Source organism: Arthrobacter sp. UYEF36, assembly GCF_040547025.1.
Lineage (GTDB): Bacteria > Actinomycetota > Actinomycetes > Actinomycetales > Micrococcaceae > Arthrobacter.
The window spans coordinates 700,933-723,481 of sequence record NZ_JBEPOX010000001.1 but is presented as its reverse complement, the minus strand read 5'-3'; the positions used below and the strand labels follow the sequence as shown (position 1 = coordinate 723,481).

Below are 22,549 nucleotides of genomic sequence, written 5' to 3'. Positions count from 1 at the left end.
AATGCCGCCACTCTGCGGGTACTGCGCTGCGTCCAACCTGGTTGGCCGCTGCTTTTTGGGTGCTCATTTGCCGTTCCTAAAATCTGATCGGTCGCTCGTCGCTGCCTAATGCCCTCTGCAGCGTCTCCTAGGCAATGGACTTCACCGCGACCTTTCCGCCCGCCACAGACTCGGCGGCCTCGGCAAGAATGTCGAGTCCCCTCGACAACTCTTCGGCGTCGATGGTCAGCGCCGGCATCGTTTTGATGACCTCGCCCTCGGGCCCGGAGGTCTCCACCAGCAGCCCGCGGGCGAACGATTCGGCCGCGATCTTCCCTGCCGTTTGGTGGTCGGGATAGTAGATGCCCGCAAGCAGTCCACGTCCCCGGACGCGGGCACCTTCGGTCCCCGCGGCGATCTGCGTCAGCGCCTCGTGCAGCTGCGAGGCGAGACCCTCGACTTTCGCTTCAAGGGTCCGGTCCCCCCAGTAACGCTCCAGGGCAGCCGTGCCCGTGACAAACGCCGGGTTGTGGCCGCGGAAGGTTCCGTTGTGCTCGCCCGGTTTCCAGATGTCATGCTCCGGTTTGAAAAGCGTCAACGACAAGGGCAGCCCGAAGCCTGAAATGGACTTCGAAAGGCACACGATATCCGGGATTATGCCGGCATCCTCAAAGCTGAAGAAGGTGCCTGTGCGTCCGCATCCGGCCTGGACGTCGTCGACAATGAGGAGGATGCCGTGCCGGTGGCACAATTCCGCCAGCCCTTGGAGCCAGGAGGCACGTGCAGCCCGGAGCCCGCCCTCTCCCTGTACGGTTTCGACGATGACGGCGGCAGGTTTGTCGACGCCGGAGCCGCTGTCCTCCAGGGCATGGCGGAGCCACAAAAAGTCCGCCGTCTGGCCGTCAAAGAATCCGTCATAGGGCATGCTGGATGTGTTCGTTAGCGGAACCCCGGCGCCCGCCCGCTTCATGGAATTGCCCGTCACCGCCAGGGATCCAAGAGTCATCCCGTGGAATGCATTCGTAAAACTGAGGATATGGGAACGACCGGTGACTTTTCGAGCAAGCTTCAAGGCTGCTTCCACCGAGTTAGTCCCCGTGGGCCCGGGAAACATGACTTTATAGTCATACTTTCTGGGCTTCAGGATCAGCTCGTGGAATGTTTCCAGAAAGCGCCGTTTGGCGACGGTTTTCATGTCGAGGGAATGAACGATTGCCCCGGAAAGGAGGTATTCGACGAGCGGTCGAAGCAGGTCAGGATTGTTGTGTCCGTAGTTCAGCGCCCCGGCGCCGGAAAAGAAATCAAGGTAATCCCTGCCGTCCTCGCTGTAGAGAGTGCTGCCGGACGCGCGGTCAAAGACCGTATCCCAGGTGCGGCAGTACGTGCGGACTTCTGACTCAAGGATTTCAAATATGTCCATCAGTACTTTTCCTTCGTTCTTTTCCCCGGCCCAGTTACGGCTCAGACATCCGGAAATCGGTCACGGGACAATTAAGTGCTGGTAAGTACTGCGGCGCCATGCCGTAGTCAGGAGGCGCGACCGGTGATATTTCCAAGCTAGGGAACGCCGCTAACTTACGGATCCGTAGGCCGTACTCGAATAGTTGATGGATATCCGGGCCCGGTCTACTTAGCTGTACTTAGACGGCAAGACGTTCGAATCAAGTAGTCCGGGATCCGGCCCGTCGCACGGCTCCCCGGGCCAACTTTCGCGCAGCGGGGTGGGCCTTTCCCTGTGTCCAAGGAGCCGGGGGTCAGCCCCGCGGGGCCAGTGCGTAGGTGGCGGTGGCGTAGGCCAGGGCGGCGGACATATCCTTGAGCAGCTCCGCGTTGGTGTTGCTGATGGTGTCGCAGGCCTCGTGGTAGCAGGAATCGAGGTCCTTGCCGGCCACCCCGCCGTAGGCCTGCATCTGGGCTTTGGTCTTGGTTTTCACGTCGCCGCTGAACAGCCCGCCGGCGGGAATTCCGGCCTGAAGGAAGGCCTCGTAATCGGAGCCGCCGTCGAAGGGTGTGGTCTCCGCCGGCAGCGAGTTCTCCTCGAAGAACCGGAAAAAGACCTCCTCGATCTGTTTCGAACCGGACGGCCCGGCCTGTTTGAAATCCGAACCGTTGCCGTCGTGAATGGACCGCACCCCGTTCGGGGAGGCCAGCATGTCCACGTTCAGGTTCGCCGCGGTCTGCGCTTTCTCGGCCCGGCTCAGCTCGTCGACGTAGTGCTGGGAACCGTAGAGGCCGTCCTCCTCGGCGCCCCAGAACGCAAACCGGACCCGGTTGACCGGGGTGATCCCGCTGTCCTTCAGCCAGGCGGCGATCTCCAGCATGGCCGCGACCCCGCTGGCGTTGTCATTGATCCCCGGCCCCTCACGCACGGAGTCCAGGTGGCCGCCCACCACCACGGTGTTCCCGGCGCTGCCCTCGGTGTCGGCAAGGATGTTGAAGCTCTTCACCTGCTTGCGGTTCTTGCCCTCGCCCCGGAAGGTGAAGGTCTGCCGGACCGGTGTGTACCCGGCGGCGCGCAGCTGCTCCTCGACGTACCGGGCGGATTCCTCGAACCCGGAGGTGCCCGAGGCGCGGTTGCCACCGTTGTCATCAGCGATGCGCTGCAGCGCCTCGAGGTGTTTCACCATGCCCCGGCCCTGAAACTCCTCCAGCACCGCGCGCGCGTCCACTCCAGCCACAGGCTCCAGCCGCGAGGCCGTGCATCCCGATAACACGAGACTGATCGCAAGCAGGATTGCGGCGGCCGCAGCCTTTCCGAGCCTTCTCATCATGTGGACGTCCTCCAGGTAATGAAGATAACGCCGAAGCCCTTCGGGGGAAAGACCCGCACAGGTGGGGAATAGTCGGACGCGGCGGGCGTTATACCCGTCGATAGATGCAAATGCATGTATATCGGTTATAGTTGAAACAGGTCCCGGAAGTACCCGGCCACGGAAAGGCACATCATGCAGATCGGCGTATTCAGCGTCAGCGATATCACCACCGACCCCACCACGGGCCGCACGCCCACGGAGCACGAACGGATCAAGGCGTCCGTGGCGATCGCCAAGAAGGTCGAGGAAATCGGCATGGATGTCTACGCCATTGGCGAGCACCACAACCGGCCTTTCTTCTCCTCCTCCCCCACGACCACCCTGGCCTACATCGCCGCCCAGACGGAGCGCATTATCCTGTCCACGGCCACCACACTGATCACCACGAATGATCCGGTGAAGATCGCCGAGGACTTCGCTATGCTCCAGCATCTGGCCGACGGACGCGTGGACCTGGTCCTGGGCCGCGGCAACACCGCCCCGGTCTACCCCTGGTTCGGCAAGAACATCCAGGACGGGATCGAACTCGCGATCGAGAACTACAGCCTGCTGCGCCGCCTCTGGGACGAGGACACCGTCAACTGGTCCGGAAAGCACCGCACGCCGCTGCAGAACTTCACCTCCACCCCGCGCCCGCTCGACGGCGTCGCCCCCTTCGTCTGGCACGGTTCGATCCGCACGCCGCAGATCGCGGAAGTCGCTGCCTACTATGGCGATGGCTTCTTCGCGAACAACATCTTCTGGCCCAAGGAGCACTACCAGCAGCTGATCGGCCTCTACCGCGAACGCTACGAGCACTACGGCCACGGCAAGGCGGACCAGGCGATTGTGGGCCTCGGCGGACAGTTCTTCATGCGGAAGAACTCGCAGGACGCCGTCAAGGAGTTCCGTCCCTACTTCGACAACGCCCCGGTCTACGGCCACGGCCCGTCGCTCGAGGACTTCACCTCGGAGACCCCGCTGACCGTCGGCAGCCCGCAGGAAGTCATCGAGAAGACGCTGACCTTCCGTGAATACTTTGGCGACTACCAGCGGCAGCTGTTCCTGATCGACCACGCCGGCCTGCCGCTGAAGACCGTGCTGGAACAGCTGGACCTGTTCGGCGAGGAGGTCCTGCCGGTCCTGCGCAAGGAATACGCCGACAAGACCCCGGCGCACGTCCCCGAACCCCCCACCCACGCCGGCCGCGTTGCCGCATCCCTGGCCGCCGCCAGTCAGTCCGCCAGCGTAGCCGTCAGCCCCGACCGAACCCAGAGCGTGTGATGTCCACTAAAACAACCGGATCGCCGGTGCGCCTGGCCGCGGAAACCTGGGAATCCCTGTTCCGCGCCCAGGTGGCGGTCATGCGCCGGCTGCAGGCCGGCCCCGCGTTCAAGTCCCTGGCCCTGAACGAGTACGACGTGCTGTTCACCCTCTCGCGCTGTCCGTCCGGCTGGCTGCGCCAGAACGAGCTCAATGACCATGTGCTGCTGAGCCAGTCCAGCCTGAGCCGGCTGGTGGAGCGCCTCGAAAAGCGCGGCCTGGTGGAGCGGATGCCGGCTCCTGACGACGGCCGCGGCGTCCTGGTCAGACTCACCGAAGCGGGCTGGGAGCTCCAGAAGCAGATCGGCCGGGAGCACGTCCGAGACATTGCTTCCCTGGTAGTTCCGGCGCTGACGGCGGCCGAGCAGCAGGAACTACTGCGCCTCACGGAGAAGCTGCGGGCCTCGGTGGCCGCGCGCTGACGCGTGGAGGGCCCACTGTTCCCGCGCGTCCGGGCTCCTCACGCGAATCCGGATAAACGTTCGCTGCCTCAAACGTTCACGGCATAATTTCCTCCGCCGTCGACGGCACGGCCAGCAGGCCGAGTTCGTTCTTCCGGGGAGGATTCGCGCCCTGCCGGGAACAGGTGACCGCTGCCGCGAGGTTGGCGTAGGCAGCCAGAGCCTGCAGTTCCTCCGGCGTGAGGCTTTTCAGCCGTATCCTGCCGCCCAAACCGAGGGCACCCAGCTGGGAGAGCCCGGAGATGAGGCCTGCCATGAATGAATCACCGGCGCCCACTGTGTCGGCCACAGTGATCAGCTCAGCTGCCATGTCCACCCTCCCGCGACGGGACAGGATGACCGGCCCGGAGGCTCCCCGCGTCAGCGCCACCAGAGCCGGGCCGAGTCCCAGCCAGGCCTCCAGAGTTGCCTCCGGGGTCCGGTCCGGGTAGAGCCAGCGGAGGTCTTCATCACTGGCCTTGACGACGTCGCTGGCTGCGACGAAGAGTTCCGCCTGGTGGCGTGCTGCGGCCGCATCGGGGCTGATGGCGGGCCGGCAGTTGGGATCGTAACTGATCGTCGTGTGCTCACCGGCTGCCCTGACGAGGGCAAGTGTGGCCTGGTCCCCCGGTGCCAGCACGGTAGCGATCGAACCGGTATGGACGTGGGTGGAATCCCGGATTGCTGCCAGGGCCGGCAGGGATGCCCCGCTGAGTTCCCACGTGATGGCGAACGTGTAGTCGGCGGCACCGTCGGGCCCCAGCGTCGCGAGGGCCGTCGACGTCGGCGCGGTTCCGCCGTTGATCACGCGGACGCCGTTCGACCGCAGGTGCTCTTCAATCATGAGCCCATGCCGGTCATCGGCGAAGTGGGTGACCAGGCTCGTGTGCAAGCCCAGGCGCGCCGCCCCCACCGCCACGTTGAGGGGGCTTCCGCCCGGGTGGACCTGTATCGCCTCCGGCTGCCCGGGATCGCTGACGATGTCGACGAGGGACTCGCCGATGACGACCACCGTGGTTTCATGTGCTGGCATGGCTGGCTCCTTGGCGTCTTCTGGTCAGCGGCCCGGGTAGACCACGGCTTTGAGCTGTCCGGGCTGCCTGCCGGCTTTGAGTGCGTCTCCGGAGTCAGCCAGGGAGAACCTGCCGGTGACCAGGATGTCCAGGTCCACCTTGCCGTCCGCGATGAGCTGGATGGCCAGCGGCCAGGTGTTGGTGTAGCGGAAGACGCCGGAGAGCCAGATTTCCCGGTTCTGGATGTAAGAGACGGGCAGTTCGACGTCGTCGGCCCCGAGCCCCACCAGGATGACCTTCCCTGCCGGTCCGACGGCCTTGATGCCGGAGCGGACGGCCTGCGGGGCGCCGGAGGCGTCGATGAAAGCGTCGACGTCGAGCCCTTCGACACTGTCCGTCCGGGCGTTCAGGGCATGGGTTGCGCCGTGTTCCAGGGCGAAGGCGAGCCGGTCCTCCGCGATGTCAGAGATGTAGATTTCGGTGGCGCCGTAGGCCCGGGCGGCCTGGGCGGCGATGATGCCGATAGGGCCGGCCCCGGCGATCAGGACGCGGCTGCCGGGCTTGATCCCCGCGCGTTCGCAGGCCCAGAGGCCGACGGAGAGGGGTTCGATGAGGGCGGCCGCCTCATCGCTGACGCTGTCCGGGATGTCGTAGGCGAAGTCGCTCTGGATTCTCACGTATTCGGCGAACGCACCGTCGACCGGCGGTGTGGCGTAGAACTCGATGTCGGGGCACAGGTTGTACCGGCCGGCCTTGCACTGCTTGCACGTGCTGCAGGGCCGCTGGGGCTCGACGGCGACCCGCCGGCCAATCCGGGCGGGGTCCACGGCGCTTCCGACGGCGGCGACCCGCCCGGAGAGCTCGTGGCCCAGGATCAGCGGGTGGTCCACGACGTAGTCGCCGATCCGGCCGTGCTCGTAGTAGTGGACGTCACTGCCGCAGACGCCGACAGCGGCGACCTGCACCAGGACCTGGTCCGCGTCCAGCTGCGGGACGGCCAGGGTTTCCATGGCCATGTCGCCCTGGCGCTTGAGCACGGCGGCGCGCATGGTGGCTGGGACCTCCGGGTGACCGGGGGTGCGGGACTGTGCGGTTGATGTTGTCATCGAAGTACTCCTTTGAAAATCGAGGGGGCTGCGGCGGCCGGCTATTTGACGGCGCCGAGGGAGAGGCCCTGGACGAGTTTGTCCTGGGCGGCGAAGCCGGCGAACAGCACCGGCAGGGAGATGACGACGGCGGCGGCGCAGACCTTGGCGAGGAACAGGCCCTGGCCGGAGACGAATCCGGTGAGGAAGACCGGGGCGGTGCCGGCGACAACGCCGGTGAGGACCCGTGCCAGGAGGAGCTCGTTCCAGCTGAAGATGAAGCAGATCAGGGCGGTGGCGGCGATGCCGGGCATCGCCACGGGGGCGACGACCTTACGGAGCGTCAGCAGCAGGCCCGCGCCGTCGATCTGGGCGGCCTCCAGCATTTCGACCGGCACTTCGTCGAGGAAGGAGCGCATCATCCACACGGCGATGGGCAGGTTCATCGAGGTGTACATCAGGACCAGGAACCAGATGTTGTCCAGCGCGCCGATGTTTTTGGCGACGAGGTAGAGCGGCAGCACCGCGGCGACGACGGGCATCATCTTGGTGGAGAGGAAGAAGAACATCACGTCGGACCACTTTTTCACCGGCCGGATGGACAGCGCGTACGCGGCCGGGATGGCCAGCAGCAGCACCAGGACGGTGGAGAAGATCGAAGCGGTGGCGGAGTTGATCAGCGAAGGCCACGGGCTGACCCCGGACGTTGCTCCGAAGAACTCCTTGTACGCGTCCAGCGTCAGGTTGGCTGCGACGGAGGGCGGGTTGGTCGCGGCGTCCGTTTCCGAGTGGAAGGACGTCAGGATCATCCACAGGACGGGTACTGCGAACATCAGGGCCAGCAGCCAGGCCGCGATCCCGGCGGCGGTGTTGTTCCGGGTGGGGTCCATGCGCGACTTGCCTCGGCGCCGTGAACCGGTGGTACGGGCGGGGACCGGGACAGATGCCCGGGGCTCGGTGGGGGTGAGCGTGCTCATCGTGCTGCCTCCTTCTTGAAGAGCGAGAATACGGTGCGGAGTGCGAAGGTCGCCACGATGATGGTGCCGATGACCACCACAACGCCGGCGGCGGACGCCAGGCCGTATTCGTTGGCGAAGTAGAACGTCTCGTAGATGGCGTAGGGCAGGTTGGCCGTGCCCAGGCCGCCGGAGGTGAGGGTGAAGACTGCGTCGAAGTTCTGCACGATGTAGATGGCCCCGAGCAGTCCGCCGAGTTCCAGATACTGCCTCAGGTGCGGCAGGGTGAGGTGGCGGAAAATTGCCCAGGGAGTGGCGCCGTCCATTTGGGCGGCTTCGACGGTGTCCATGGGACGGGACTGCAGGCCGGCGAGCAGGATGAGCATCATGAAGGGTGTCCACTGCCAGACCAGCGAGATGATGATGGCCAGCAGGGGCGCCGAGGACAGCAGGTCAGTCTGGGGCGGGGTGTCGCTGCCGAACAGCGCCCAGACCCAGGTGAGTGTGCCGTTGATCAGGCCGTAGACGGGGTTGAGGATGGCGTGCTTCCAGATCAGCGCCGCAGCCACGGGCACCACGAGGAAGGGTGCGATCAGTAAGGTCCGCGCCAGTCCGCGGCCGATGAACTTCTTATCCAGCAGCAGGGCCAGGCCCAGGCCGAGGAGCAGGCTGGCCAGGACCACGGAGACGGTCATGACGATCGTGGTGACGATCGCCTGCTGCATGTAGGGATCGGTGAGGACCTGGACGTAATTCTCGAACCCGGCAAACCCGGTCGTGTCCGGGCTCAGGCTGTTCCAGTTCATGAACGAGATGACCAGGGTCACCACGAACGGTAGCTGGGTGACAATGATGAGGAAGATCAGGGCCGGCAGCAGTGGTGCACGCCGTACCCAGGCCACAGCCCGTTCCCGCGCCCTGGCGTCCCTGGAAGGTTTGGCGGTGGTGCTCCCGTGCCGGGAGACGCGCGCCGTTGCGTCAGTCATGATGTTCTCCTGCGGTTGGGTGGTGATTATTTGTACTTGTCGCCGATTTTTTGGGCGGCTTCCTGCCCCTTGGCCAGCGCGTCGGCGACAGTACCCTGGCCGGCGATGGCGGAGCTCACACCCTGGGACACCCTGGTGCCGAGGGCGGCGAACTCGGGAATGCCGACAAACTGGATGCCCACAGCCGGACGCGGCTGCACACCGGGGTTGGTCGGATCGGCGTTCTCAATAGCGAAACGTTCGGCTTCAAAGAACGGTGCGGCCTGCTGGAACTCGGTGTTCTCGTAGGTGGAGATGCGCTTGCCGGACGGGACCTTGGACCAGCCGAGCTTGGACGCGACGAGTTCCTCATACTTCTTCGAGCTGGCCCAGGCGATGAACTTCCCGGCGGCATCCTGCTTTTTGGAGGCCGCCTGCACGGCCCAGGACCAGGTCCACAGCCAGCCTGAGGACTTGGTTTCCTTTACCGGGGCCTGGGCGTAGCCGATCTTGCCCTTCACCGGCGAGGCATCCGCTTCCAGGGCGCCGGCCGCGGAGGTGGCGTCGTACCACATGGCGGCCTTGCCCTGGCTCATATTGTTCAGGCACTCGGTGAACCCGGCCTGGGCGGCCCCCGCCGGACCGTGGTCCCGGACCAGTTTGGTGTAGAACTCAACCGCCTCGGTGAACTCCGGGGCGTTGACCTGCGCGTTCCAGTCCTTGTCGAACCAGGTTCCGCCGAAGGTGTTCACCACCGTGGTCAGCGGTGCGAAAACCTGTCCCCAGCCGGGCTGGCCGCGCAGGCAGATCCCCTTCATGCCCGGGGCGGCGCCGTCCGCCTGGGCGGCGAGGGCGGCGACCTCGTCCCAGGTCGGCTTCTCCGGCATCGTCAAGGCCTTGGCGTCGAAGATGTCTTTCCGGTACATCAGGAAGGAGGATTCTCCGTAAAACGGTTCGCCGTAGAGCTTGCCGTCCTTGCCGGTCAGCGACGCCGTGTAGGCCGGCAGGATGTCCGCCTGGTTGAACTCGGCATCTTTGGCCACATGGTCCAGCGGCGCCAGCCACCCGTTGGCGGAATAGAACGGGATTTCGTAGTTGGACAGCGACGCAATGTCGTACTGGCCGGCCTGGCTCGAAAACTCCTGGCTGATTTTGGCGCGGACGTCGTTTTCCGGCAGGACGGTGTAGTTGACCCTGATACCGGTATCCCTGGTGAAGTTATCGGCAGTGAGCCGCTGCAGGTCCTCCATCTGGGGGTTATTGACCATCAGGACATTGATGCTGTTCGGGTCTCCTGCGGAGTTGCCGCCGCCGGCACCTGCACAGGCTGAGGCGCTGAGCGCCACGCACAGGGCACCTGCGGCCAACGCGGTGACGCGTATTTTTGCGCGCATTCAAGGACTCCTTTGTTCTTCAGGGGATGCAATGCGACCTGCGCTCCGACTGCTGTGTCGGGGCGGGCGCCGAAAGCGGGAACCGGGGCCAGAAGCCGGGGTGCCTCGCTGGTGTTCCTCAACATTAGGCCTGTGGGGTAGGGCACAACTAGCGCCGTGGTTGCCAGTTTCTGATACTAATTTTCCTGTTCGGGCCGCAGCCGGACGCTACTCTGGGAAAAGGCAGTCAAAGGTGCTGTCTGTATTTGATAACCCGAACGCGGGGAGGACCACGATGGGCACGGCGGACTCCAACGACGGCGCAACGGCCCGGCTGGCCGAAAGACTGCTGGGCATGCGCGCCAACCGTGAGGTCATCCCGGAGGATCCGGACCATTCCGTCCGATGGCACGAGCACGACTATCCCAGCCCGGTGGCACGCTGGAACTATCATCCTGAATACGAACTGCACCTGATCCGCAAAGGCACCGGACGGTTCATCGTCGGAGACCACATCGGCACATTCGAGGCCGGGCATGTGGCTCTGGTGGGACCTGGGCTGCCGCACGACTGGGTCAGCGACCTCGAGCCCGGAGAAGTCCTCCAGGGCAGGGACGCCCTTATCCAGTTCGACGGAAAATGGGTTGAACAGGCTGCTTCGATCATCCCGGAGATGGCCGAGGTCAAGCCCCTGCTGGAACAGTCCTCCCGCGGGATCGAATTCCTGGGTCGGTCAGCCGAGTCGGCAGCCGCGTCCATCGACGCGATGGGCACATCGACTGGCTTGGAGCGGCTGCACCACCTCTTTGAGCTCCTCACGGTTCTTGCCCGTGCACCGCAGGAGGAACGACGCTACCTGGCCGACGAATGGTTCAGACCCCAACTGGACGGCCAGGCCGCGGCCGTGGTGGACATCGTCCTCGAATACGTCTTCACCAACCACACCGGCAGCGTCAAAATGTCCGGGGCTGCGGCGCTGGTCGGAATGTCAGAACCGACGTTTTCGAAATACTTCAAGCGCGCCACCGGCCAGAACTTCAGTGACCTGGTCCGCAAACTCCGGCTCGCAAATGCACGGCGCCTGCTGGAACACAGCGACAAAGCCATCTCCGACATTTGCTACGAGGTCGGCTTCACGAACCTCTCCAACTTCAACCGGCACTTCCTCAGCGACGCCGGCGTTACACCACGCCACTACCGCCAACGCGTCCAGGGGTGATCCTGCTCCGGGAGCGTCCCTACTGGAGGGTGACCAGCTTCGCCGGATCCTCGTCCGGCAGGTCGCCGTCGACGATCGCGGTGACGGTGAGCTGGGTCAGCGACAGGCTGCCGCCCACCGTCGACAGGAACGCGGTGTCCGAGGAATCCCGGCCGGCGGTGATCCGCAGCATGCTCTCGCGCGGCGCCAGGCCCGTGGGGTCGATGACGTACCAGGCACCGTTGATGTAGGCCTCGGCCACCGCGTGGAAGTCCATCGGGCTCAGTCCCGGGGCGTACACCGCTGCCAGCCGGGCGGGAATATCCTTGGCGCGCAGCAGCGAGATCGCCAGGTGGGCGAAGTCGCGGCAGACTCCGCGGCGGTGTAGCAGGGTCTCGACGGCCCCGTCGGTTCCCCGGGAGGATCCGCTGATGTAGCGCAGCTCGCTGAAGACCCAATTGCGTACCGCGTGCACCAGTTCGGTGCCCTGCAGGCCGCCGAATTCAGCGTAGGCCGTTGGCAGCAGCCGGTCCGACTCGGCGTAGCGGCTCGGCCGGACGTAGCGGATGAGTTCCATCCGCCGGGGTTCCTCCGGCAGCGCGAAGCCGGTGACGGTGGCTGTGTACTCCACGTGCACTTCGGTGGGTTCCGCGAATTCCATGTAATGGAAGCGTCCGCCGTGGTGGTCGGAGAGTTCGGTGAGCGGGACGTCGACGCCGCCGGAGGTCACGGACAGGGTCTCCACGAAGCCGCTGTAGCCAGAGTTGCGTGCCACGGACACCGCCAGTGCGACCTTCGTGTCGGCCACGGTCTTGAAGGCCATGCGGGCGGCTACAGAGCGTTCCATGTATCTCCGGGGTGTGAGTTACCAGCGGGTGAAGTCACCGCTCCCGGCCCGGGTGTGTGCGGGCGGTGCGGGACTAGTTCTTGATCTCCAGAGACATTAGCATCCGCTGGACGTTGGCGAATTCCGAGCCTTCGTTGACGTATGCGGCCGCATGGTCGAGGGTGTCAAAAGCCCGGGCCGGTGCGACCTTCTGGTCCGGGGCAAACGCCTTCAGCTCCGTCAGGTCAGCGAAGGAATAGTCCCCCCGGCCCTCGGGGCCGCGGACCAGGTTCTGCAGCACGCAGGACTGTCCATCCGTGCCGCCGACGACGTTGGTGATGCCGTAGGAGCCGAAGTATTTATAGCCCTGGATGACCCGGTACACCACCCGCGGGTCGATGGTGCCTTCGCCGCCGCGGTGCGGCAGTTCGACCGGGACACTGCTGACGACGACGTACGGTTTCGCGGCGTCGTCCGCGCAGGCCGGGGCGGGCCGGGGCTGGAGCCCGGTCTGCAGGGTGGCGAGGTAGCGGCCCTCGGCGTCCTTGACCTCGATCTTGAGGGCTCCGGGCAGGGTTCCCTGCCCGGGGGTCACCGACTGGGCGATCCACTCCTGCGGGAGCTCGAAACTGACGGTCTTCGCAGGATCGGTGAACACCTTCCAGGCCGCCGCCGTCGAACTGGTTTCCGCAGCGCCGGAGGCGGTAGGACCCGGCGAGGTACCCGGCGCCGTGCTGCCCGTGGGCGGATCGGTCGGGGACCCTGCCACGCTGGCGCTGGCGCTCGGGGTGCTGCCGGCCGTCCAGCCGGGCGCGTCGCTGCCTTCGCTGCTGCAGCCGGACAGTGCGGCGCCGGCGAGCGCCAGGGCAGCGGCGATCCGGACGCCGCGGGCCGGCGTCCGCCGGAAGGTATCTGTCCCAGTCATGGTGCCATCGTAGTGGGGCCCGGGACCCGCCGCCGGAGGCGCGGTTCCCCGCAGGGAAAGCGGGATACGCTGGGGACATGGCGGAACAGGATTTTGGCACGACGGATTTCGGAGCCCAGGACAGCGTGGCGGACATCTCCGCCGTGGACATCGCGGACTGGCGGCTCCGGACCTTTGCGCTGTACGCCAACGTGCGGAAGATCGCGGCCGAGGACCCAGCCGAGGCGCATTCCTACTGGCGCCAGGAGCGGGACCGGATGTTCGGCACGCACCCCGCTTCGCCACTCACTGCGGCCGCCAAGTCCAGCTTCGGCGGACTGAAGACGGCGGACTACGATCCGATCTACCGCTTCCACATCCCGCTGACGAGCGAGGGTGCCGGACGGGAAATGAATGTCGAAACCGGCACCGACGGCCTGGTCCGGTTTGTCCGGCTGGGCACCTTCGACCTGCCGGAACTGGGCCAGCTCGCCGTGTGGAAGATCCACGGCTATGGCGGCGGCATCTTTGTGCCGTTCCGTGATGCCACGGCCGGTCAGCCCGGCGGCAGCTACGGTGCGGGCCGCTATCTGCTGGACACGATCAAGGGTGCCTTCCACGGCGTGCAGGGGTCCGGCCCGGAGGCCGAGTTCGTCGTCGACTTCAACTTCGCCTACAACCCGTCCTGCGCCTACAACGAGGCGTGGGCATGCCCCCTCGCCGGCCCCTCCAACCGCTTGGCCGTGGAGATCCCTGTCGGCGAGCTGTACTGAGCGGATGGATGCCCAGCTCGAGCAGCACTCCCCTGCGCCTGCCTCCGGCCGGGCTCCTGCCCGCCGCCACCGCGGCGTCCTCCGCTATCCCCTGGTCCGGCAGCTGCTGAGGTTCACCGCCGTCGGCGTCGTCTGCACGGCAACCTCGCTGGCGCTCTATGCTTTCCTCCGCCCGTACCTCGGTTCGCAGCCGGCCAACGCGACGGCCCTCATCCTCACGTCACTGATGAACACGGCCCTGAACCGGCGGCTGACCTTCAAGATCCGCGAACGCCACCGGATGAAGCGCGACCATCTCAACGGCCTGATCGTCATTCTGGTGGCGCTGCTGATCACCGGCGGAAGCCTCGGCGTCCTGCACTGGATCAACCCCCAGGCCACCGTCGCCGATGAGCTGTGGACCACCACTATCGCCGGCTTCGCTGCCACGGCCGTGCGTTTCACCCTGCTGCGGCACTGGATCTTCCGCCGAGCCCGGCACCGCTAAGGGGTGCCGAGGGCCTGGACGCTGCCGACGGCAGTGCGGACCGCGGCCGCCGCCTCCTGCAGCTCCGCCGCCGTGATGGTCGGGTCAAAGCTGAAGCGGACCGCTGTCTGGGCAATGGCGTCGCCGATGCCCATCGCCCGCAGCACCGGGGACGGCTCGTCCGAACCCGCAGCGCAGGCCGAGCCGCTGGAGCAGATAACCCCCAGCCGTTCGAGCTCCAGCAGCACGGATTCGCCGCTGGTCCCCGGGAAGCAGAACGACGCGACCGAGGGCAGCCGCTCGCTCGGGTGGCCGGTGAGGACCGCGCCCGGAACCTGGGCCTGCACCGAGCGGATGAAGTCATCGCGGAGGGCGGCGACGTGTGCCGCCCGGTCCCCCTGTGAGTTCCGGGCGAGGGTGAGCGCCGTCGCGAGGGCTACGGCCCCGGCCACGTTCTCGGTCCCCGACCGGCGCCCGCGTTCCTGCCCGCCGCCGTGGATCACCGGTTCCAGCCGGGTCCGGCTGCGCACGACCAGCGCCCCGTTACCTTTCGGCGCCCCCAGTTTGTGGCCGGAGATGCTCAGGGCGTCCACGCCCAGTGTTGCGGTGTCGAGCGGAAGCCAGCCGGCGGCCTGCACGGCGTCGGTGTGGAACGGGATTCGCTGCGCGCGGGCCAGCGCGGCCAGCCGGGTGATCGGCTGCACCGTGCCCACCTCATTGTTGGCGTACATGATGCTGACCAGGGCGGTCTCCGGCCGGAGCGCGGCGGCGAGGGCTTCCCCGGTAACGCGGCCGCAGGCATCCACCGGCACCACATCGACGGCGAAACCGTGCACGCGCTCCAGGTAGCGGGCTGACTCCTCCACGGCGGGATGTTCGACGGCGCTGATCACCACCCGGTCCAGCCGCGGGTCCGCAGCCCGGCGGGCCAGGGCGATGCCCTTGACAGCGAGGTTGTCCGCTTCCGTTCCCCCGGAGGTGAAGACCACCTCGCCCGGGCGGCAGCCCAGCGCCTCCGCCGTCGCTGCCCGTGCCCCGGCGAGCGCCGTGGCGGCCGCGTCGCCAAGCGAGTGGTGGCTCGAGGGGTTCCCGAACTCCCCCGACAGGAACGGCCACATCGCTTCGAGCACCTCGCGGCGGACCGGTGTGGTGGCCGCGGCGTCGAGGAAGATCATGGCGCCGCCTGGCCGGCCTGTTCGCTCTGCTCAAGGCCGGGTGCCCGGCGCCGTCCGGTGCCGAGGCCCAGCTCAATGTCGAGTCCCAGGTCCAGGGCGGTGACGCTGTGGGTGAGTCCGCCGATCGAGATGACGTCCACCCCGGTGCCGGCGATGCCCGCCACGGTGGCCAGGTTGACGTTGCCGCTGGCCTCGACCCGGGCGCGGCCGGCCACCAGGGCCACCCCGGCGGCCAGCTCGGCCACGCTGAAGTTGTCCAGCATGATGGTGTCCACCCCGGCGGCCAGCACCGGTCCGATCTGGTCCATGCTGTCCACCTCCACTTCGAAGTGCGTGGTATGCCCGAGCCGCGCCTTGGCCGCCCGCAGCACCGCGGTGAGCTTCGACGGGTCTCCCCCGGTCAGGACGGCCAGGTGGTTGTCCTTGGCCAGCACCGCGTCCGAGAGGCCAAAGCGGTGGTTGGCTCCGCCGCCGCACCGGACGGCGTACCGCTCCAGCACCCGCAGACCCGGCGTGGTCTTCCGGGTGTCCGTGATGCGCGCCCCGGTGCCGTCCACGAGGGCGACGAACTCCGCCGTCCTGGTGGCGATGGCGCTCATCCGCTGGACCAGGTTCAGGGCCACCCGTTCGGCGAGCAGCACGGCGCGGGCGTTCCCGCTGACCCTCGCGAGCGCCGTGCCGGCGGCAAAGGCGGCGCCGTCGGCCACCAGGAGTTCGACGGCGGCGTCCGGGTCCGTGAGCTTCATCGCCGCCGCGAACACCTCCCCGCCGCTGAGCACGCCGGGGACGCGGGCGGCCAGGACCGCCGTCGCGCGCGCGTCCGCCGGGATGAGCGTCTGCGAGGTGATGTCCCCGTACGGTGCGTCCTCCAGCAGGGCCGCCCGCAGCACAGCGTCGACGGCGGCGGCGGGCAGGGTACCGGCGAGCGCCGTCACCGGAAGGGCGTCCGGCCGGGCTGCGGCGGGTGCTGTCATGACGGGATCCTTTGTTTCGAACGGGATGGGGTGGCATGCCGCTGGGCGTGCGTGCCGGCCGGCGGTGTTGGGCGGGCAGGGGCCGCGAGCAGCGCAGGGCAGGCGGCGGGGGCTGCGGTTTCCGGGGCTGCGTCGGCACGGTAGTGGGCCCCCACCGAACCGGTCCGCTTCAGCGCTGCAGCCACGAGCAGCTGGGCGGCCAGCAGCAGGTTCCGGTCCTCGTGGCCGGACTGGTCAAGGCCCTCCCCCGGCTCCGGAATACCGGAAGCTGTGGTGCAGGCCGCTGCCCATTCCGCGAGCTGGATGGCGGCGGCGTCGAGTTCGGATCCGGTGCGCATCACCCCGGCCGCGCCGGTCATCAGGCGCCGCAGGGCGTCCCGGCGGAACGGAACACTTCGCTGCCCCGCCGCGGCAGCGGGAAGTTCGTCCCTGGCCCCGGTGGCCGATCCCGCCGGACCGGGTTCCGGGTCCGCCCCGCCGAGGAACGCCTCCACCGCACGGCGGCCGAAGACCAGCCCCTCCAAGAGGGAATTGCTCGCCAGCCGGTTGGCGCCCTGCGCGCCCGTGCACGCGGCTTCACCGGCCGCGTACAGTCCCGGCACGGAGGTTCGCCCCCGGAGGTCGGTGGCCACACCGCCCATCCAGTAGTGGGCCGCCGGGGACACCGGAAGCGTCTGCGTGGTCCAGTCGTAGCCGGCGGCGCGGGTGGCCGCGGTAATGGTGGGGAAGCGCCGGGCCAGGAATCCGGGGCCGCGGGCGGCCTCGATTCCGCGGGCGTCCAGGAAGACGGGGCTGTCCGCCGGTGCGCCGGTCACGGCGAGGTGCAGGGCAATGCTGCGGGAGACGACGTCGCGCGGGGCAAGCTCGGCGTCCGGGTGGTAGTCCGGCATAAAGCGGTAACCGGCGGCGTCGAGAAGGACAGCTCCTTCGCCGCGGACCGCCTCGGAAATGAGCAGCGCCGGCGGACCCCCGGGGATCTCATCCGCCGCGAGCGTGGTGGGGTGGAACTGGAAGAACTCCAGGTCCCGGACGGCCGCCCCCGCCCGCCATGCCAGGGCCAGGCCGTCGGCAGTGGCGACGGAAGGGTTGCTGGTCCGGGCGAAGAGCCGTCCCGCACCGCCGGTGGCCAGCAGCACCGCGTCCGCGTCCAGCTGACGGGGCTGCCCGTTGGCCAGGTAGGCGACGCCGGTGACCCGGGCTGCGCCCAACGGATCGCGGGTGGCGCCCGACGCGTCGCGGGTGGGGTGTTCGGTGAGCAGGTCCGTGACGAAGGCACCGGTCTCCACCCGCAACCGGCCCTGGACGGCGCGGTCCAGGGCGGCGGCGACCAGGGCGCGGGCGATGCACGCACCCGTCGCGTCCCCGCCGGCGTGCAGGATGCGGGCGGCGGAGTGTGCCGCTTCGAGGCCGAGTGCCGGGCCCCCGCCGGGTCCGGCGTCGAAGTGCACACCGTAGCGGCCCAGGCCGGCGATGTCCCGGACGGCCTCGGTGCACAGGGCCCGGACGGCCTCCGGGTCGTTGAGCCCGGCGCCGGCGTCGAGGGTGTCGGCGATGTGGGCCGCCACGGAATCGCCCGGCGCCGCCTCACCCGGCGTGAGCACGGCCGAGACGCCGCCCTGGGCGTAGAAGGTGTTGCTCTGTTCCAGGGTTCCCTTGCTCAAAAGCACCACCTCGCAGGCGGGCCCGCCGTCCCGGACCGCGTCGGACGCGAGCAGCGCGGCGTACAGTCCGGCGATGCCGCTGCCCACGACCACTAAACGCCGCAGCTGGGTCACGGCCGCGCCGCCAGCATCCGCTCGAGGGCAACCCGTGCCGGGGCGGCGATGGCGTCCTCCACCTCGATGCGGTTGACCACCTCGCCCCGGACCAGCGCTTCCAGGACCCAGGCGAGGTAGCCCGGGTGGATGCGGTACATGGTGGAGCAGGGGCAGATCACCGGGTCCAGGCAGAAGATGGTGTGCTGCGGGTTTTCCGCGGCCAGCCGGTTGACGAGGTTGATCTCGGTGCCGACGGCGAAGGTGGCGGGCTCGGTGGCGGCGGCGATGGCCTTTCGGATGAAGTCCGTGGAGCCGGCGGAATCAGCGGCGTCCACCACTTCCATGGGGCATTCCGGGTGCACAATCACCTGGACGCCCGGGAACTCGGCGCGGGCCTTCGCGATCTGGCCCACGTTGAAGCGCTTGTGGACCGAGCAGAAACCGTGCCAGAGGATGACCCGGGAGTCCTCGAGGGTCCGATCGTCGTTGCCGCCGAGGTCCTTGCGCGGGTTCCACATCGGCATCTGCTCCAGCGGCACCCCCATGGCCTTGGCGGTGTTGCGGCCCAGGTGCTGGTCCGGGAAGAACAGCACCCGCTGGCCGCGCTCGAACGCCCATTCCAGGACGGTGGCGGCGTTGGAGGAGGTGCAGACGATGCCGCCGTGCTCGCCGCAGAAACCCTTGAGGGCGGCGGAGGAGTTCATGTAGGTGACCGGGATGACCGGGACCCGGCCCTCGGCGTCGGGCCCGGTGCCGAACAGTTCCTCGAGCTGTTCCCAGCACTCGGTCACGGAGTCGATGTCCGCCATGTCCGCCATCGAGCAGCCGGCGGCGAGGTTGGGCAGGATCACGGCCTGGTCCGGCCGGGACAGGATGTCCGCGGTCTCGGCCATGAAGTGCACGCCGCAGAAGATGATGGCCTCGGCGTCCGGGCGGGTCAGCGCGGCGTTGGCCAGCTGGAAGGAGTCCCCCACGAAGTCGGCGTACTCCACCACCTCGTCACGCTGGTAGAAATGGCCCAGCACCACGGCGCGGTCCCCGAGCGTTGCCTTCGCGGCCCGGATCCGCGCGTCGAGTTCGGCGTCGCTGGCAAGCTTGTACTCCTCCGGGAGCTGGCCCTGCCGGGGGGTCGACGCCGGGGCGGTGTCCGCGACGGAGGCACCGGGCCCGTAGGCGGGCACACCGGCAAGGGCTTCGGCGAGGTCGTAGTCCCAGGGCCCGCGGGCGAGAGCCGGGCTGCAGGTGGAGGCGGCTTTTGCAATGCCCTCGGCGCTGCTGGCGGCCTGTTCGCGCGTGATCAGCTGGATGGCCGTGTTGACGCTGCTCATGGTGTGCTCCTGTTGTCTGGGTCAAGGCCTGGGCGGCCGGTGAAGCGGTAGAGGCGGGGCGGGCGGTGTTTGCCGCCCTGAAGGTACTGGTCGGTTTCTTCGATTTCGGGCGTGGCCTTGACCTGCCGGCGGAAGTTGGCCGGGTCGAGCTCGCGGTCCAGGACGGCCTCGTAGACCTCCCGGACCTGGGCCAGGGTGAAGTACTCGCCGAGCAGGTGGTACGCGATGGAGCCGTAGGCCATTTTGTTGCGCAGCCGCCAGAGCGCGTAGTCGATGATCGCGTTGTGGTCAAAGGCCAGGCCGCCCAGCCGGTCCGCGCGGAACCACCGGACGTTTTCGGATTCGTCCGCGAGCGCGGCCTCGGTGGGCTGCACCAGCGCCCAGTACACAATGGAGACGACGCGCTGGGTGGGCGAGCGGTGCAGGCCGCCGAAGGCGTAGAGCTGTTCGAGGTAGCTGGGCGCCAGGCCGGTGGTCTCCTGCAGGTTCCGCGAGGCGGCATCCTGAAGGGACTCGGAGTGGGTCAGCGGACCCCCGGGCAGGGCCCACATTCCCTTGAACGGTTCGCGGATCCGGCGCACCAGCGGGATCCAGAGCGTGGGGCGTCCGGAACGCTCACTGGGGCGGAGGGCGAAAATCACCGTGGAGATAGCCAGCGTCGGCGGCGCGAGCTGGCGCTCGGAGACGTTGGCAGCTGTTGTGTAGATGGAGACTCACCCCGCAATCCGGGCTCCGGGCGGTCCTTTGGGACTGCACGGACGGTCCGGCCGACCGCCGGAGTAGTTATAGTCAAATTGACTAGAACTAATTCTACGACGTCGGGCGCCGGGCGCAAAATGTTTCCGTTCACACCGGGCGGGCCAGGCGTTTGGCGGGCGGGCGTGGCGTGCGAGCAGCGGGCGGGCGTGGCGTGCGGGCAGCGGGCGGGCGTGGCGTGCGGGCAGCGGGCGGGCGTGGCGTGCGGGCGGCGGGCGGGCGTGGCGTGCGGGCGGCGGGCGGCCCGGGCGGCGGCCCGGCTCCGCTCCGGCCCGGCTCACCGTCCCGCGGCGGCGGCTTCCAGCAGCGGGAGGGTGCGTCCCTGGAAGTGCGTGTTGAGGACAATCACCGAAGACGAGCGAAGCACCGTCCGGGTGGCAATCATGGCATCCAGTACCCGCTGCAGGTCCGGGTTGGAGCGGGCCGCAATGCGGGCCATCAAATCCGAGCTGCCGGAGACGGTGTGGATTTCGATCAGTTCAGGGATCGCCGCGAGGGCCTCGACCACCGCGTCATGGCCCAGGTCCTGGTTGATCGTCAGGGAGCAGAACGCGACGACCGGAAAACCGAAGTGTGCCGGATCCGGCTGCGGCACCCACGAGCCGATGACGCCGCTGTCCTGCATCCGGTCCAGCCGCGACTGCACGGTGGCGCGGGCGACCTTCAGCACACGGGACGCCTCCAGCACCGAGGCCCGGGGTGTATCGGTGAAGAATCGGACAATCTTCGCGTCCAGGGCATCAACGTCCATCAGATATTCCTCCTGTCGACGCATTCGCATCACAAACCGCTGCAGATAATCCGTTCGTGGCTAACAAACTGTGTCCATGCTCTCACGGCCGGCGCGCGAAGACCCCGCCCCGTAGCGGTAAATTCAATAGGTCCCATAAGGACCCAAAGATCCACACCACACGAAGGTTCGCCAGCATGACAATGAAGTCCACCGCGGAGCGCCCCGGCCTCAAACTCGGCCACAGCATGAAGCCACGCCAGCTCACCATGATGGGCCTCGGCAGCGCCATCGGCGCCGGCCTGTTCCTTGGCTCGGGGGCCGGAGTCCAGGCCGCCGGGCCCGCCGTCCTCATCTCCTACCTCGTCGCCGGAACCCTGATCATCCTTGTGATGTGGGCCCTGGGCGAAATGGCCGCAGCCAACCCCAACAGCGGCGCGTTTTCCGTCTACGCCGCCAAAGCCATGGGCAGGACCGCCGGAGCCACCGTGGGCTGGCTCTGGTGGCTGCAGCTGGTGGTGGTCATCGCCGCCGAGGCCCTCGGCGCCGCCGCCCTGCTGTTCACGGTCTGGCCGGTCATTCCCGTCTGGGTCCTGTCACTGATCTTTATGGTCGTGTTCACGGCAATCAACCTCGCCGGGGTGAAGAACTTCGGCGAGTTCGAGTTCTGGTTCGCCATCCTCAAGGTGGCGGCCATCCTGCTGTTCCTGGGCATCGGCACGGCCCTGCTGCTGGGCTGGCTGCCGGACGTCGAGTCCCCCGGCCTCAGCAACTTCACCGCCGATTTCGCCCCCGCCGGACTGGGCGGCATCGCCACCGCGCTCTTCGTTGTGATCTTCGCGTTCGGCGGCACCGAGATTGTCAGTGTGGCCGCCGCCGAGACCGAGAACCCCCAGCACAGTGTGGGCTTGGCGATCCGCACCGTCGTGTGGCGGATCCTGGTCTTCTACATCGGCTCGGTGTTCGTCATCGCCGCGGTCCTTCCCTACACCTCGGAGGCCCTCGCCTCGCCGTTCGCCGGCGTCCTGGACGTCGCCGGCATCCCCGGCGCCGGTGCCGCCATCACGCTGGTGGCCGTCATAGCGCTCCTTTCGGCCCTGAATGCGAACCTCTACGGCGCGTCCCGGATGGTCTTCTCGCTGTCCGAACGCGGCGAGGCCCCCCGCTTCCTGTCGAAGATCAACAAGGCCCGGGTGCCGGTGCTCGCCGTCGGCGTGTCCGTGGCGTTCGGCTTCCTGGCCACCGTCATGGAGCTGCTCTTCCCGGAGAAGATCCTGCCGGCCCTGTTCCAGCTGGTCGGCTCGACCTGCCTGATGGTCTGGGGCTCCGCGCTCGTGTCCCAGCTGATCCTCCGCCGCCGCGCAGACCGGGACGGCACCGTCCTGCCGTTGCGGATGAAGGGTTTCCCGGGACTGACGATCTTCGGACTGGTGCTCCTGGCCCTGATCTTCGCCGTCGGCTTCAGCAGCCCGGACAGCAGCAGGCAGCTTCTCAGCACCATCATCCTGGTCGCCGGCATTGCCGCGGCCTGCTGGATCGGCGCCCGGCTCACCCGCAACCGCAGCACGGCACCGGCCGAGCAGGCCGGGCACGCCGACGCCGGGAAGTAGCAGGACCAAGCCACAACTGACCAGACTGCACAAACTGTCAGGCCCGGCGCCAGTCCGGCTGGCACTCTTGTGCAGTCTGGTCAGTGATTCCACGGCTGATTGCACAGCGCATGGCGGGTGACTAGG

Annotated in this window: 21 protein-coding genes; 6 read left to right on the top strand and 15 right to left on the bottom strand. The window is 67.6% G+C overall.

Annotated features, from left to right (window positions below):
- Positions 1-127: 127 nt before the first annotated feature.
- Together ectB and ABIB29_RS03430 are read right to left on the bottom strand one after the other, a co-directional pair.
- On the bottom strand, positions 128-1,399 hold the full coding sequence (ectB, locus tag ABIB29_RS03435) for a diaminobutyrate--2-oxoglutarate transaminase (protein WP_354170041.1): 1,272 nt from the start codon (positions 1,397-1,399) through the stop codon (positions 128-130).
- Between the two features lie 334 nt (positions 1,400-1,733).
- Positions 1,734-2,648 carry a M20/M25/M40 family metallo-hydrolase gene (locus ABIB29_RS03430; RefSeq protein ID WP_354170039.1) on the bottom strand — a complete coding sequence of 305 codons (915 nt, stop codon included), beginning with the start codon at positions 2,646-2,648 and terminating at the stop codon, positions 1,734-1,736.
- A gap of 276 nt (positions 2,649-2,924) precedes the next feature.
- Here ABIB29_RS03430 and ABIB29_RS03425 point away from each other — a divergent pair, with 276 nt between their 5' ends.
- Positions 2,925-4,055, top strand: a complete 1,131-nt coding sequence (locus ABIB29_RS03425; RefSeq protein WP_354170037.1) for an LLM class flavin-dependent oxidoreductase — start codon at positions 2,925-2,927, stop codon at positions 4,053-4,055.
- Positions 4,055-4,516, top strand: a complete 462-nt coding sequence (locus ABIB29_RS03420) for a MarR family winged helix-turn-helix transcriptional regulator (RefSeq protein ID WP_354170035.1) — start codon at positions 4,055-4,057, stop codon at positions 4,514-4,516. Before ABIB29_RS03425 ends, ABIB29_RS03420 begins: the two co-directional genes overlap by 1 nt.
- Before the next feature lie 76 nt (positions 4,517-4,592).
- On the opposite strand, the gene ABIB29_RS03415 is transcribed toward ABIB29_RS03420, so the two are convergent.
- Genes ABIB29_RS03415 through ABIB29_RS03395 form a run of 5 tightly spaced genes read right to left on the bottom strand, consistent with a single transcriptional unit; the run spans position 4,593 to position 9,947 of the window.
- Positions 4,593-5,567 (bottom strand): carbohydrate kinase family protein, encoded by a 975-nt coding sequence (locus ABIB29_RS03415; protein WP_354170033.1) that lies wholly within the window; start codon positions 5,565-5,567, stop codon positions 4,593-4,595.
- 24 nt (positions 5,568-5,591) lie between these two features.
- Positions 5,592-6,653, bottom strand: coding sequence for an NAD(P)-dependent alcohol dehydrogenase (locus ABIB29_RS03410; protein ID WP_354170031.1), 1,062 nt, complete (start codon positions 6,651-6,653; stop codon positions 5,592-5,594).
- Positions 6,654-6,694: 41 nt separating this feature from the next.
- On the bottom strand, positions 6,695-7,609 hold the full coding sequence (locus tag ABIB29_RS03405) for a carbohydrate ABC transporter permease (protein WP_354170029.1): 915 nt from the start codon (positions 7,607-7,609) through the stop codon (positions 6,695-6,697).
- Positions 7,606-8,574 (bottom strand): carbohydrate ABC transporter permease, encoded by a 969-nt coding sequence (locus tag ABIB29_RS03400; RefSeq protein ID WP_354170027.1) that lies wholly within the window; start codon positions 8,572-8,574, stop codon positions 7,606-7,608. Before ABIB29_RS03400 ends, ABIB29_RS03405 begins: the two co-directional genes overlap by 4 nt.
- Before the next feature lie 26 nt (positions 8,575-8,600).
- A complete protein-coding gene (locus ABIB29_RS03395; RefSeq protein ID WP_354170025.1) occupies positions 8,601-9,947 on the bottom strand; it encodes an ABC transporter substrate-binding protein in 1,347 nt (448 codons plus the stop codon).
- A 232-nt stretch (positions 9,948-10,179) separates the two neighbouring features.
- Between ABIB29_RS03395 and ABIB29_RS03390 the strand changes: the two genes are divergently transcribed.
- Positions 10,180-11,145 (top strand): AraC family transcriptional regulator, encoded by a 966-nt coding sequence (locus ABIB29_RS03390; RefSeq protein WP_354170023.1) that lies wholly within the window; start codon positions 10,180-10,182, stop codon positions 11,143-11,145.
- A gap of 19 nt (positions 11,146-11,164) precedes the next feature.
- Here ABIB29_RS03390 and ABIB29_RS03385 read toward each other — a convergent pair whose 3' ends face one another.
- Both ABIB29_RS03385 and ABIB29_RS03380 read right to left on the bottom strand, forming a co-directional pair.
- On the bottom strand, positions 11,165-11,971 hold the full coding sequence (locus ABIB29_RS03385) for a transglutaminase-like domain-containing protein (RefSeq protein WP_354170021.1): 807 nt from the start codon (positions 11,969-11,971) through the stop codon (positions 11,165-11,167).
- Between the two features lie 73 nt (positions 11,972-12,044).
- Positions 12,045-12,875 carry a hypothetical protein gene (locus tag ABIB29_RS03380; protein WP_354170019.1) on the bottom strand — a complete coding sequence of 277 codons (831 nt, stop codon included), beginning with the start codon at positions 12,873-12,875 and terminating at the stop codon, positions 12,045-12,047.
- A gap of 77 nt (positions 12,876-12,952) precedes the next feature.
- Between ABIB29_RS03380 and ABIB29_RS03375 the strand changes: the two genes are divergently transcribed.
- Both ABIB29_RS03375 and ABIB29_RS03370 read left to right on the top strand, forming a co-directional pair.
- Positions 12,953-13,627, top strand: coding sequence for a DUF1684 domain-containing protein (locus ABIB29_RS03375; RefSeq protein ID WP_354170017.1), 675 nt, complete (start codon positions 12,953-12,955; stop codon positions 13,625-13,627).
- Positions 13,628-13,631: 4 nt separating this feature from the next.
- Positions 13,632-14,114 (top strand): GtrA family protein, encoded by a 483-nt coding sequence (locus ABIB29_RS03370; RefSeq protein ID WP_354170015.1) that lies wholly within the window; start codon positions 13,632-13,634, stop codon positions 14,112-14,114.
- Here ABIB29_RS03370 and ABIB29_RS03365 read toward each other — a convergent pair.
- The 6 genes from ABIB29_RS03365 to ABIB29_RS03340 form a co-directional block, all read right to left on the bottom strand.
- Complete coding sequence (locus tag ABIB29_RS03365; protein ID WP_354170013.1) at positions 14,111-15,268, bottom strand: cysteine desulfurase family protein; 1,158 nt, start codon at positions 15,266-15,268, stop codon at positions 14,111-14,113. The genes ABIB29_RS03370 and ABIB29_RS03365 overlap by 4 nt on opposite strands.
- On the bottom strand, positions 15,265-16,242 hold the full coding sequence (gene nadC, locus ABIB29_RS03360; RefSeq protein ID WP_354170011.1) for a carboxylating nicotinate-nucleotide diphosphorylase: 978 nt from the start codon (positions 16,240-16,242) through the stop codon (positions 15,265-15,267). Before nadC ends, ABIB29_RS03365 begins: the two co-directional genes overlap by 4 nt.
- Positions 16,239-18,017, bottom strand: a complete 1,779-nt coding sequence (gene nadB, locus ABIB29_RS03355) for an L-aspartate oxidase (RefSeq protein WP_354170009.1) — start codon at positions 18,015-18,017, stop codon at positions 16,239-16,241. The genes nadC and nadB overlap by 4 nt, the downstream gene beginning before the upstream one ends.
- Positions 18,014-19,327, bottom strand: a complete 1,314-nt coding sequence (gene nadA, locus ABIB29_RS03350) for a quinolinate synthase NadA (RefSeq protein ID WP_354170008.1) — start codon at positions 19,325-19,327, stop codon at positions 18,014-18,016. Before nadA ends, nadB begins: the two co-directional genes overlap by 4 nt.
- Positions 19,324-20,034 carry an NUDIX hydrolase gene (locus ABIB29_RS03345; protein WP_354170301.1) on the bottom strand — a complete coding sequence of 237 codons (711 nt, stop codon included), beginning with the start codon at positions 20,032-20,034 and terminating at the stop codon, positions 19,324-19,326. Before ABIB29_RS03345 ends, nadA begins: the two co-directional genes overlap by 4 nt.
- Before the next feature lie 326 nt (positions 20,035-20,360).
- Positions 20,361-20,834 carry an Lrp/AsnC family transcriptional regulator gene (locus ABIB29_RS03340; RefSeq protein WP_354170006.1) on the bottom strand — a complete coding sequence of 158 codons (474 nt, stop codon included), beginning with the start codon at positions 20,832-20,834 and terminating at the stop codon, positions 20,361-20,363.
- Positions 20,835-21,010: 176 nt separating this feature from the next.
- On the opposite strand from ABIB29_RS03340, the gene ABIB29_RS03335 reads away from it, so the two are divergent.
- Positions 21,011-22,423, top strand: coding sequence for an amino acid permease (locus ABIB29_RS03335; protein ID WP_354170004.1), 1,413 nt, complete (start codon positions 21,011-21,013; stop codon positions 22,421-22,423).
- Positions 22,424-22,549 lie beyond the last annotated feature (126 nt).